The 12,565-nt window shown below is 43.7% G+C and carries 7 protein-coding genes and 4 tRNA genes; 7 read left to right on the top strand and 4 right to left on the bottom strand.

Annotation, left to right across the window (positions count from 1 at the left end; genetic code table 11):
* Positions 1-20: 20 nt before the first annotated feature.
* From Q1A86_RS12665 to Q1A86_RS12645, 5 genes are all read left to right on the top strand, one after another.
* A tRNA-Lys gene (locus tag Q1A86_RS12665) sits at positions 21-96 on the top strand.
* Between the two features lie 41 nt (positions 97-137).
* Positions 138-213: transfer RNA gene (locus Q1A86_RS12660), tRNA-Lys, on the top strand.
* Between the two features lie 41 nt (positions 214-254).
* Positions 255-330 (top strand) — tRNA-Lys (locus tag Q1A86_RS12655).
* Positions 331-371: 41 nt separating this feature from the next.
* Positions 372-447, top strand: a tRNA-Lys gene (locus Q1A86_RS12650).
* 977 nt (positions 448-1,424) lie between these two features.
* Positions 1,425-2,585 (top strand): DcaP family trimeric outer membrane transporter, encoded by a 1,161-nt coding sequence (locus Q1A86_RS12645; RefSeq protein ID WP_299807053.1) that lies wholly within the window; start codon positions 1,425-1,427, stop codon positions 2,583-2,585.
* A 65-nt stretch (positions 2,586-2,650) separates the two neighbouring features.
* Here Q1A86_RS12645 and Q1A86_RS12640 read toward each other — a convergent pair whose 3' ends face one another.
* The 3 genes from Q1A86_RS12640 to acs form a co-directional block, all read right to left on the bottom strand.
* Positions 2,651-2,917, bottom strand: coding sequence for a GrxA family glutaredoxin (locus tag Q1A86_RS12640; protein ID WP_299807051.1), 267 nt, complete (start codon positions 2,915-2,917; stop codon positions 2,651-2,653).
* Between the two features lie 96 nt (positions 2,918-3,013).
* Positions 3,014-4,756, bottom strand: a complete 1,743-nt coding sequence (locus Q1A86_RS12635; RefSeq protein ID WP_299807049.1) for a DEAD/DEAH box helicase — start codon at positions 4,754-4,756, stop codon at positions 3,014-3,016.
* Positions 4,757-4,940: 184 nt separating this feature from the next.
* Entirely contained in the window at positions 4,941-6,893 is a 1,953-nt protein-coding gene (gene acs / locus Q1A86_RS12630) for an acetate--CoA ligase (protein WP_299807047.1), read from the bottom strand.
* A gap of 175 nt (positions 6,894-7,068) precedes the next feature.
* On the opposite strand from acs, the gene Q1A86_RS12625 reads away from it, so the two are divergent.
* Positions 7,069-10,497 carry a PAS domain-containing hybrid sensor histidine kinase/response regulator gene (locus Q1A86_RS12625; RefSeq protein WP_299807045.1) on the top strand — a complete coding sequence of 1,143 codons (3,429 nt, stop codon included), beginning with the start codon at positions 7,069-7,071 and terminating at the stop codon, positions 10,495-10,497.
* 65 nt (positions 10,498-10,562) lie between these two features.
* Here the strand turns inward: Q1A86_RS12625 and Q1A86_RS12620 are convergent, their stop codons facing one another.
* Positions 10,563-10,895, bottom strand: a complete 333-nt coding sequence (locus tag Q1A86_RS12620; RefSeq protein WP_299807043.1) for a hypothetical protein — start codon at positions 10,893-10,895, stop codon at positions 10,563-10,565.
* A 346-nt stretch (positions 10,896-11,241) separates the two neighbouring features.
* On the opposite strand from Q1A86_RS12620, the gene Q1A86_RS12615 reads away from it, so the two are divergent.
* Positions 11,242-12,531: an FAD-binding oxidoreductase gene (locus Q1A86_RS12615; RefSeq protein WP_299807041.1), complete on the top strand. Its 1,290-nt coding sequence runs from the start codon at positions 11,242-11,244 to the stop codon at positions 12,529-12,531.
* Positions 12,532-12,565: the final 34 nt, after the last annotated feature.

The raw sequence follows: 12,565 nt of genomic DNA, 5'->3' as shown, positions 1-12,565 counted from the left end.
AAGTAGAAGCAATACTAGATGGGTCGTTAGCTCAGTCGGTAGAGCAGTTGGCTTTTAACCAATTGGTCGAAGGTTCGAATCCTTCACGACCCACCACTTTTCTGCCAGTGGCTAAACAAGTAGAAGCAATACTAGATGGGTCGTTAGCTCAGTCGGTAGAGCAGTTGGCTTTTAACCAATTGGTCGAAGGTTCGAATCCTTCACGACCCACCACTTTTCTACCAGTGGCTAAACAAGTAGAAGCAATACTAGATGGGTCGTTAGCTCAGTCGGTAGAGCAGTTGGCTTTTAACCAATTGGTCGAAGGTTCGAATCCTTCACGACCCACCACTTTTCTGCCAGTGGATAAACAAGTAGAGGCAATACTAGATGGGTCGTTAGCTCAGTCGGTAGAGCAGTTGGCTTTTAACCAATTGGTCGAAGGTTCGAATCCTTCACGACCCACCACTTCTTGTTCATTCCTTGTCGCACTCCCTTAAAAAATTGATAATTATCTGGCAAATCAGAATTGGCGATTAAGCTCAGTCGATGCTTTTTTATAAGCACGCAGTTGGCTTTACTCTTAACGACCACATTGGTCGAAGGTTCGAATCCTTCACGACCCACCACTTCTTGTTCATTCCTTGTCACACTCCCTTAAAAAATTGATAATTATCTGGCAAATCAGAATTGGCGATTAAGCTCAGTCGATGCTTTTTTATAAGAACGCAGTTGGCTTTACTCTTAACGACCACATTGGTCGAAGGTTCGAATCCCTCATTACTCAGTATTTCCTATTCACTCCCTGAGATAGCCTTTTCAAATATCTCAAGCCATTTTAAGTTTACAACCTTTATTATCTCGATTGCTATTGTCAGAGTCCTGCAGTTTTTGGGTTAAAGCCATTTATCATTTTGGAGCATTGCAAAATAGTTTAGTTAATTATGGATAGTAATTATTGAACCTTCTTAAGGTTGTGAATAGGGATATTCATCGCCGTGGATTAGTTTGAAATCTAATTAACTCATGGGTATTTGATTTAAGAGGAGAAGCTTATTTTGGAAAGAAACTGTCTAGTTATTAGGAGATTTTAAGAAAATGATTTTAAATATTTTTTAGTATGACATTAAGGTTTCAGAACCGTGTCAAAAGGAACTTTGGAATTGCTTGTTTTTGTAGTTTATTGTATTTAAAGGCTTTGTTGTGTGTGTGTCTGGTTTTATTTGTACGAGTAAGAGTTCGGTTTTCTGATAGTCACAATCGAAAAATCGAAACAAAATTAACACTTTGCATTTTTCTTTACTAATATTCTACTCGTTAAATGCATATATGATTTATTAGTATTCGATGTACTACGTTGGTCTGATAGACCTATTGCTAATGTTGTCGAATTGTTACTTCGGTCATATTTTGTATGGATAATAAAAATATCAGGGAGAAAGGGAATGAAACAAGCAAAGTTAACGCTAATTGGTGCAGCAACGATTGCGGCAATAAGCTTTGGTGTCCAAGCTGATACTGAATTTAAATTTGGTGGTTATGTAAAAGCTGATGTGATGTTCAGTGATTACAGTAATGGCGCACCAGGTTCAGGTAGTTTATCTAGGCAGTTTTACGTACCAGGCACCATCTATGGTGATCCAAGCAACGGTAAGCAGGTTGTTGACTTTCAGGCAAGAGAGTCGCGCTTTAACTTCAAAACTTCCACAGATTTAGATGGTCATAAGCTTACAGGTTTTATTGAACTGGATTTTATGACTCATACCGACGGTAATGAGCGCGTATCAAATAGTTACTCGCCACGAATTCGACAAGCATTCGTCAGTTTTGATAATTGGGCTGCAGGTCAAATGTGGACTACTTTCCAAAATCCTGGCGCATTACCTGAGAACTTAGATTTTGTCGGTGCGGCTGAAGGCACGCCATTTGTGCGTCAAACCATGGTGCGCTACACCAATGGTGGCTTCCAGTTCTCAGCAGAGAATCCAGAAACGACATTGAATGGCTATCGAGATATATCGGGCAGTCGTATTACAAGTGGTAGTGGTATGGTGCCTGATTTCGTTGCGCGCTATAACATGAAGACTGAAGGCGGCATGGCCTTCACGTTTGCAGGTATCGCACGTCAGCTAAATGTTGAAAAGGATAAAGATACGGCTAACCCAATCGATTCAACAGAGTTTGGTTATGGTGTGAGCTTTACTGGTGTCATTCCAGTGGGTCAAGATGATATTAAGATGTCTGCGACCTATGGTGAAGGTTTAGGGCGATATATGGCACTTAACTATGCGAATGCCGGTGTATTGAATGCAAGTGGTGATATTGAAACAATTGAGTCATACGGTGGCTATATCTCATATCGTCACTGGTGGAACGATAAATGGAGAACTAGCATAACAGGTTCTGGCTTCAAGGCTGAGAACAACATTGACCTGATTGGTAATAATGTGAATAAAGATTCTTACTCTGGCTACATTAACTTACTTTACTCGCCTGTTAAGCCGTTAACGGTAGGCTTAGAGTATATGTATGCAAAGAACACCAAAGAGAACGGTATGGATGGTGAGTTAAATCGAGTGATATTTTCAATGAAGTACGTGCTTTAGTTAATCTAACGCAAATAAAAAGGAGGCCTTGGCCTCCTTTTTTTATAATGAACTGAGCATTTTACTTATGCAGCAGGCATTAACTCGTTATCTCTTACATATTGTTCAAACTCAGTGCAGCCACCAATATGATCTTGATCAACAAAGATTTGTGGCACAGTTTCAACTGGCTTGCCTACTGTTTTTTCTAGATCAGCTTTACTGATCCCTTCAGCGTGAATGTCTACGTACTTAAATTTAAAGTCATCGCGCTTTTCTGTGAGTTGCTCGGCAACTTGTACTGCACGAACACAATAAGGACAACCTGGACGACCGAAAATTACAACAAACATGATAGCTTCCTCAGTTTTAGCTTGAACACTTTATATCATAGCGATTGCAATAGTTCTAATCGATATTTGAATTCATGTTAATCGATTTACTGATTTTTACTCAAGATGTGATTTTTCGGTTTGATATCGTCCTTTATAATCAAATATTGCTTCCATTAGCTCCCAGCCTTTCTTGCCTTTTTTTAGTAATAGTAAATCAGGCTTCCTAAAGAGAGATACGTCGTCACAAAGTTGCTGAGGTGTTTGGTATTTCTTATGTTTTATACCTGGAGTGCGACAGTGAGGAAAAATGAATAATGCAAACACAGCTCGGATCTGCGCCGGGGTTTGCATCTTGAAATAACGGCAGAAGTCATTACCATCAAGATCGATATAGCGCACGACTAAACGATCCGCTTCTGGTTCAAGCAACATACTTTGACACTTAAACAGGTGGTGGTGTTTTTGCTGCAGCACTTCTTTTAGACGCTTATCGGGATCGACTAAAACAGATTGGCAATGCTGGCAGACTTTAGCTGCAATATCATTCTCTTCCCCGCAGTTTGGGCAAGACTTAGATCGGAAACGGAAATCGCATTGCTGTTTACGTCCCTCTGTTTCTATGAGCGCCTGACATCTGCGACCAAAATGTTCGATAATATCGCCATCATTATCGGTTAAACCCCAAAAGATATTAGCAAAATCGCATACCGGACAATGTACCTGCACAGGTTTGCATTTGCTATTGGGTTTAGGTTGACCGACTTCAGGGTAAAACAAGTCATAGCCGTTAGCGGCATAATCAATGACAAGGCATTCAGCCTTGTTTTTATCTATTCTTAGCCCTCGGCCAACCATCTGCTGAAAAAGGCTCACAGAAGCGGTAGGGCGCAAAATAGCGATAAGATCTACATGGGGGGCATCAAAGCCTGTTGTTAAAACAGCAACATTAACGAGGTACTTGATCTGTTTTGCTTTGAATGCATCGATTAACGAGTCCCTATCTTCTCGTGATGTCTTGGCGGTGATCAATGCAACTGCTTCACCTTCAAGCTTGCTAACAATCTCCTCTGCGTGCTTGACCGTTGCCGCGAAAATAATAATACCCTCACGGTGTGCTCCTAGTGCGATTAATTGTTTAACGATCGCAGTTGTTGCTCGGCCACAATGATTAAGAATGGAGTTAACATCTTTTTCATTGTATTCGCCAGTTGCAGAGGCCGTGAGCTCACTAAAATCATATTGTGCGCTGAGGCCGTCAAACATCTTAGGTTGGCTTAAGAAGCCTTGCTTTATGAGTGGGCGCATAGGCAATTCGAATATGCACTTTTCAAACACCGGTTTTTCAGTATTGCCAATCTTGCCGTGATAGTGGTGGCGATATATCCAGCCTAAATCGAGTCGATAGGGAGTAGCGGTTAAACCAAGTAACCTAATGCGGTCATTCTTAGACTTTAAATGAGTGAGTAACTGCTGATATTGGCTGTCTTTATCAGGGCTAACACGATGACATTCATCGATAATCACTAAGCTGTATGGCTCATCAAATTGAGTTGGTTGCTTTACCGCGGATTGGATACTGGCGACCACAGTTTTACCATCGGTTGACTTTTGGTTTAACCCCGCCGAATAGATCTCTGCTTTCGTGGTCAATAAGCCAACTTTTTCGGCATTTTGAGCCACTAGCTCTTTAACGTGCGTGAGAATGAGTACACGCCCCTTGGCGATTCGAGCTAGTTCGGCAATAACAATACTTTTACCCGCTCCGGTTGGCAGTACTAGAACGGCTGAGTCAGGACTTGATTTGAAATGGCTGATGGCGGCGTCAACAGATTGCTGCTGATAATCTCTCAGTTGCACTAAACGAACCTAATTGAATACGTGTATATGTTTGAGATGATCCCATATTTGTTTCTATACGATAAGTAAATTATGGGTAAATCGGGTTTTTGCCTCATTCCAAGAGAAAATAGGACAAAAAAAAGCCCCTTATTGAGGGGCTAGGGGAGGTCAAACAATAGAAATTTTACTAGGTATCACTGGATTATTCAGTGCGGTTAAGACGCGTCTCAATCAAGGTATCAATTACCGCAGGATCTGCGAGAGTAGATGAGTCGCCTAAGTTAGTCACTTCATTAGCCGCAATCTTACGTAAGAAACGACGCATGATTTTACCTGAACGCGTCTTAGGTAGGCCGCCAGCCCATTGGATAAGATCTGGAGTAGCCAGTGCGCCAATCTCTTTACGTACCCACTGCCTGAGTTCTTGACGAAGCTCTTCGGTTTCTACCGACCCTTTAGTCAGGGTGACATAGGCGTAAATACCTTGGCCCTTAATGTCATGGGGGTAACCTACAACAGCGGCCTCGGCTACGAGCTCATGAGCAACCAGTGCACTTTCAACTTCAGCGGTTCCTAAGCGGTGACCCGATACATTAATCACGTCATCCACACGACCAGTGATCCAGTAGTAACCATCTTCATCACGCTTAGCACCATCACCGGTAAAGTACATGCCTCTAAAGGTCTTAAAGTAGGTGAGTACAAATCTATCGTGATCGCCAAATACAGTTCGCATCTGTCCAGGCCAAGAATCTAAGATAACTAAGTTACCTTCGTTAGCGCCTTCAACGATGTTACCCATATTATCGACAAGAGCCGGTTGTACACCAAAGAATGGGCGAGTCGCAGAACCAGGTTTAGTATCTGTGGCACCAGGAAGTGGGCTAATCAAGATGCCGCCAGTTTCAGTCTGCCACCAAGTATCGACAATAGGGCATTTCTCATGGCCAATAACATCGTTGTACCAGCGCCAAGCTTCTGGGTTAATCGGCTCACCTACAGAGCCCATGATACGTAGTGAACTGCCGTCAAACCCTTCGAATTGCTCTTTACCTTCAGCCATAAGTGCGCGGATAAGCGTTGGAGCGGTATAAAGAATATTAACCTTATGGCGATCAATCATCTCGCCTAGACGGGCAGGGCTCGGGTAATTAGGTACACCTTCATGGATAAGTACCGTTGCACCATTAGCCAGTGGTCCGTAGACCATATAAGAGTGGCCTGTGATCCAGCCTACATCAGCAGTACACCAGTAGACTTCATTCTCTTTATAGTCGAATACATATTCGTGGGTCATGGCGGCATAAACCATGTAACCCCCTGTGGTATGAAGCACGCCTTTAGGATTACCGGTCGAGCCCGATGTATAGAGCAGGAATAGCGGATCTTCAGCGCCCATCTCTTCAGGAACGCAATGCTCTGATGCGGTTTCCATTAAGGACTCCCACCAGATATCACGACCTTCCACCCAATTAATATCGCCGCCAGTGCGCTTCATCACAATCACTTTTTCGATGCAATCGACATCGGGGTGAGAAAGGGCTTCATCAATATTGGCTTTTAGAGGAATTATTCGACCAGCTCGAACACCTTCATCGGCTGTGATAACCACTTTTGAGTTGCCATCGATAACGCGAGAAGCGATAGAGTCAGGTGAGAACCCACCAAACACGACAGAATGAATTGCACCAATGCGGGCACAAGCAAGCATTGCGACTGCAGCTTCTGGCACCATAGGCATATAAACCGTTACGACATCGCCTCGACGTACGCCTTGGCTACGAAGTGCATTAGCAAATTTACAAACTTCGGCATGAAGCTGGCCGTAGGTCAGAGTGCGTTGATCTTTAGCATCATCACCTTCCCAGATAATCGCTAATTTATCGGCATTGTTTTCAAGGTGCCTGTCTAAACAGTTGGCGGATGCGTTGAGCGTGCCGTCATAGAACCACTTGATGAAAAGGTTGTGGTCATCGAATGAGGTTTTCTTTACCTTAGTAAAAGGTTTGATCCAGTCGATACGGTTACCGTGTTCTCTCCAGAAACCTTCAGGATTTACAATCGACTCCTGATACATTTTTTTATATTGTTCATCGTTTACAAGTGCGTTTGCAGCGATTTCACTTGGTACTTTATAGAGAGACTGCGTGCTCATTGGGCTTCCCTTATCTAATAATGCGTAAGCTGAGTATGGATTGGGAGAGGACTATTTCTCTATTAGACCTTGGTCTAGTAAATAAATATCCTTATTTTTTAGAAGGTTGTAATTTTAATTCGGCTGGATTTCATTCGTTTTTTACCGCAAAATAGAATTAAAAAAAGAGAAGCCTATGAACTTGACCGTCTTAGTTGGCACCATTGCCATTGTTTATGTGTTACTGCTGTTTCTTATTGCTTGGGGCGCGGAGCGCTGGTTTGGCGGCATCACTAAACGAATTCAAACTTGGGTTTATGGTTTAAGTCTCGCAGTTTACTGTTCATCATGGAGTTTTCTCGGAACCGTTGGGCAATCCGCTCAGGATCTATGGTCATTTTTGCCAATCTTTATTGGCCCAATCCTTATTTTTACTTTTGGTTTTAGCTTATTACGTAAGATGGTGATCGTCTCTAAGGCGCAGAACATCACCTCTGTTGCAGATTTTATTGCTGCACGCTATGGCAAGTCACAGCTTCTCGCCGCCATCGTCACCTTCATTGCCCTATTTGGAATAATGCCTTATATCGCATTACAGCTTAAAGCTATGGTGTTTAGTCTTAATCTTTTTCAGCCCGATGGAGCGCTATTCGATGGGGCTAAAGTATCACTGATAATCACTGCACTCTTGGCAATTTTTGCCATCCTCTTTGGCACTCGAAAGCTTGACGCGACCGAACATAACCCCGGCATGATGTTGGCGATCGCTTTTGAATCTCTGGTGAAACTTGGGGCGTTTTTGTTGGTGGGTATTGTGATTAGTTTCGGTGTGTTTGATGGTTTTGGCGATATCTGGCAGCAAGCCACTGCTCGAGACTTGATAAATGAGCCTAATATTCGATTAGAGTCGCTTATGCCTGAGTTATTGGTGGGGATGGCGGCTTTTCTGTGTATGCCTCGCCAATTTCACGTAATGATGGTGGAGTGTGAGAGTGAGCGCACTATGCTCAAAGCACGCTGGTTGTTTCCACTCTATCTGTTGTTATTTGGTTTGTTTGTTGCGCCGTTAGCATTAGCTGGGCAACTTTTACTAGGGGACGCCGTCGCCGCCGATACTTATGTGATAAACCTGCCTTTAGCCCTTAATCAACCCTGGCTTGCGGTCGTAGCACTTTTAGGTACGCTTTCTGCCGCAACAGGCATGGTGATTGTTGCAGTAGTAACTATAAGTGTGATGGTGAGTAATGAGTGGCTAGTGCCGTTGATGCTGCGTACAGGTCAGATAAAAGAGAAAAATTTTAGCCAGTTTTCTCAACTGCTACTCAATGCTAGGCGCTTGGCGATCGTTCTGATCCTTGGTCTAGGTTACTTTAGCTACCTGTCATTTATGGACAATGATTCGCTTTCATCACTGGGGATGCTTTCTTTTGGTGCTTTTGCTCAGCTGGCTCCAGCGCTTATCGGTGGCATGTATTGGAAGCACGGTAATCGCAGTGGTGTATTTTTAGGGCTTGCAGTTGGTTTTAGTTGTTGGTGCTATATCTTATTACAAGGTGTGGTGGACTCACCGACGATAGTGTCTTCTGAGTTTGTATTGCTTGAATCGATTACACCTAATGTGCGCGATATTCTCATCGCCTTATTAGCTAACTGTGCCTGCTATATGTTGGGCTCTATCTGGTTTAGAGCTGGAGTGGCAGAGCGAATGCAGGCGAGTGCGTTTGTGACTCCCGGGCAACTTAAGAAGGATATTAATCGTAAGAGTACCCCAGTTTCACAGCAAGATTTACTTATTTTAGCCAGTCGCTTTGTTAGTCCTACACGTGCCTATGAGAGTTTTTCGACTTTTTCAGAAGATGCGGTCAAAAGTGACAGTTGGCATAAGGCTGCGCCACCAGAGTTAATCGCACATACTGAGCATATGTTAGCTGGGGTACTAGGGGCTTCTAGCGCCTCTTTAGTACTTGATTCTGTGCTTCAAGGGCGTGATTTAGCCCTAGATGAAGTGTTTAGCTTAGTCGATGAAGCATCATCAAAGATTATCTTAAGCCAAGATATGCTCAGAGGGGCGATTGAGCATGCCTATGAAGGGATGAGTGTTGTCGATAAAGATTTAAATTTAGTGGCTTGGAACTATAAGTACGCTGAGCTATATAATTACCCGGAGCATTTTCTCCAAGCTGGGATGCCTATTAGTGACGTCGTGCGCTTTAATGCTGCTCGAGGTTTCTGTGGTGTGGGAGACATAGAGGCGCAAGTTGAAAAGCGAGTACAACATATGCGCAATGGCACGCCACACGTTTCCGAGCGGCAACGAAAAGATGGCAAAGTGATTAAAATTCAAGGAAACCCAATGCCCAGTGGTGGCTTTGTGATGACCTTTACCGATATTACCCAGTATCGCCTTCAAGCGAAGGCGCTGCAGCAAGCTAACGAAACACTCGAGGCCAGAGTTAAAGAGCGAACTTATGAGTTATCTATGCTCAATAGCAAATTGCTTGAGGCTAAGGCCCAAGAAGAAATGGCCAATGCTTCAAAAAGCCGCTTCTTGGCTGCAGTGGGTCATGATTTAATGCAGCCGTTAAATGCGGCACGGTTGTTTACCGCTTCTTTATCGCAATATCCAAATCTCGACCAAGAGGGAAAAACCACCCTCAATCATGTAAACAGCTCACTGAAAATCGCGGGAGAGTTACTTACTGATTTATTGGATATCTCCAAGCTCGATTCCGATATGGTAGAAGTTAATCGACGTGATTTTGCTATTGCTGATTTAATCGATGGCTTAGCGGTCGAGTTTGATGCCATGTCTAAGGACTGTTTAATCAAGTTTAGCTGCGTAGCAAGCTCGGTAACCATCAATTCAGATCCCAGCCTTCTACGACGTGTATTGCAAAACTTCCTGACCAATGCCTATCGGTACGCTAAGGGCAATCGAGTCCTGTTAGGTTGTCGACGCCGTGGTGATGAACTTGAGATCCAGGTTATAGACACAGGTTGCGGTATTGATGAAAGTGAAACGTCAGAGATTTTTAAAGAATTTAAACGGCTGGATAACCCTGAAAGCAAGAGTGTGAGTGGCTTAGGGTTAGGCTTAGCGATTGCTGATAGGATCAGTAGAGTGCTATGTCATGAAATCAATGTCAGCTCTGAGCTAGGTAAAGGCTCGATGTTTTCAATACGTGTACCAATAGGTAAAAAGCATACCGCGCCTAAACTTAAAAAAGAGCCTTCATTATTACAGCCCCTAGCGGGAGTGAAGGTGCTGTGTATCGATAATGAGGAGGCTATCCTAGCTGGGCTCGAGAGTTTATTAAGCCGTTGGCAGTGTGAAGTGATATGCGCAAGTGATTTGGCTGATGCCCGCATCAAGCTCGGGTTAAAAGGACTTGCCCCCGATATTATCCTTGCTGATTATCATTTGGATAATGATCAAAATGGTGTCGATGCCATGGACGGAATTAGAAGTCTGTATGGTGAGCACCTGCCAGGTATTTTGATCACCGCTAACACCCAAAAGGAGTTGATAGACGACATGCAGCGCCGTGGGTACCACTATATGGCGAAAATGGTCAAGCCAGCCGCATTAAGGGCATTAATCTCAAGCTTAGTGAGAAAAAAATAATTTACGCAAAGTAATATAAATCATAAAGGCACGTATACCAATGTGCCTTTATGAGATGGGTACACTTATTCAACCTTTACGGGGGTGAGACCTTGATCCCGAGACTCTACCGCCGTCTCTACGTCGAAGCCACTAGTCTTCCAACTTTTTGCTTCTTCTGGATTAAAGGATTGGCTTTTCCAGCTCTGGGCATTCTCCAAATCAAAGCCTGCCTTTGCCCACCCGCTAGATTGCTCAGCATTAAAACCGGCTCCTTTCCATGCCTGAGCTTGCTCAGCATTAAAGCCAATATCTTTCCAAGCAGCAATGTCTCTTTCAGACATACCTTTCCACGTTGCAGGGGAAGAGGCGCAAGCACTTAGTGCTAGCGCGATGAGTGCGATACCAAGTTTTTTCATATCACTTTCCTTTGTCATTCAATCGTTATTGCTTTAGCTGTCGAAGCCATTGGACGCTCCGAGGCTTACTTTCTAAAACACCTAGTTGCGTGTTTGATAGCGAAGACATTCACTATTGAAGATAGTCGTTGAAATCTGTCTAGACAAGTGACTGTGCGCAACAGAGCTGTGGAAAAATCCGTAATCATTGGGTGGCTATGGATTGATAAAGATTATGAATTTTTTATTTTAAATATTGCTTTTTTTCAAGCCTTGACCTGCTTACTTAGATGGATATACTGAACAAAATGCATAATATGTAAAAAATATAAAACAAGAAGTAACCGATTACTCAAAAGGAATGAAGATGTCAGAGCCACGCTGCAATTCGTATTATAACGCCACGATCAATCATGAAACCCATTATCCAGAGTTAGAGGGGGAGCTTCGAGTCGATGTCGTGATCGTTGGTGGCGGTTTTACTGGGGTGGCTACGGCGTTAGAGCTTTCAGAGAAAGGCTATAAAGTTGCCTTGCTCGAGGCGAATAAAATCGGTTGGGGCGCGACTGGTCGCAATGGCGGCCAGGTAACGGGTAGCCTTTCTGGCGATGAGGCGATGACAAAACAGCTTAGAAGCCGGATCGGAAGTGATGCCGAGCAGTATGTTTGGAACATGCGCTGGCGTGGACATGAGATCATTAAAGAAAGAGTAAAAAAGTATGATATTGCCTGTGACTTAAAGTTTGGTCATCTTCATACCGCCTACAAGACAAGCCATTTAAAAGAGCTTGAAAAAACCTATGCCGAAGCCTGCCAGAGAGGTATGGAAAGTGAGCTAGCTATCCTCAATAAATCGCAATTAGCTGATTATATTGATACGCCTCTATACCACGGTGCACTACTTAATAAACGCAATATGCATTTACACTCGGTTAATCTCTGTATTGGGGAGGTAAGGGCTGCAGAAAGTCTTGGGGCATTAATTTTTGAGCATTCTGCTGTTGTAGACATCGATGATGGTGCATTAGCTACGGTGACTACGGCCAAAGGTAAAGTAGTGGCTAATCGCGTCGTTTTAGCGGGTAATGCCTACCACAAGTTAGCCCGTAAAAAATTACGAGGAATGCTGTTTCCCGCATCTTTAGGCAATTGTGCGACAGCCCAATTATCGCCAGAACTCGCCATGAGTTTAATTCCCAAAGATGTTGCCGTATACGACACTCGTTTCGTTCTGGATTATTATCGCTTAACTGCCGATAATCGTTTGATGTTTGGCGGTGGTACCAATTATTCGGGGCGGGATTCGAAAGACGTCGCTGGAGAGTTAAGACCTGCTATTGAGCGAACCTTTCCTCAGCTTAAAGGTGTCGATATTGAGTTTGGCTGGACGGGGATGGCGGGGATTGTGCTGAATCGTATCCCCCAGCTAGGGAAGGTGTCGCCAAATGTGTATTATTGCCAAGGTTATTCAGGTCATGGCGTAGCGACATCCCATATTATGGGCGAAATTATGGCGAATGCCGTAGCGGGAGAGTTGCAAGAGTTTGACTTGTTTGCACAGATGTCCCATTACCGGATCCCACTGAATGAATGGTTTGGCAATCAAGCATTAGCGCTGGGGATGATGTATTACAAGGTGATGGAAAACTTCCGTTAACAAAAGCGAGTAGGTGAGCCTTAAACCTTAGAAA

Origin of the sequence: uncultured Shewanella sp. (genome assembly GCF_947497935.1) — a bacterium.
Lineage (GTDB): Bacteria > Pseudomonadota > Gammaproteobacteria > Enterobacterales > Shewanellaceae > Shewanella.
Note: the sequence above shows the minus strand (reverse complement) of the source record. Positions and strands in the feature narration are given on the sequence as shown.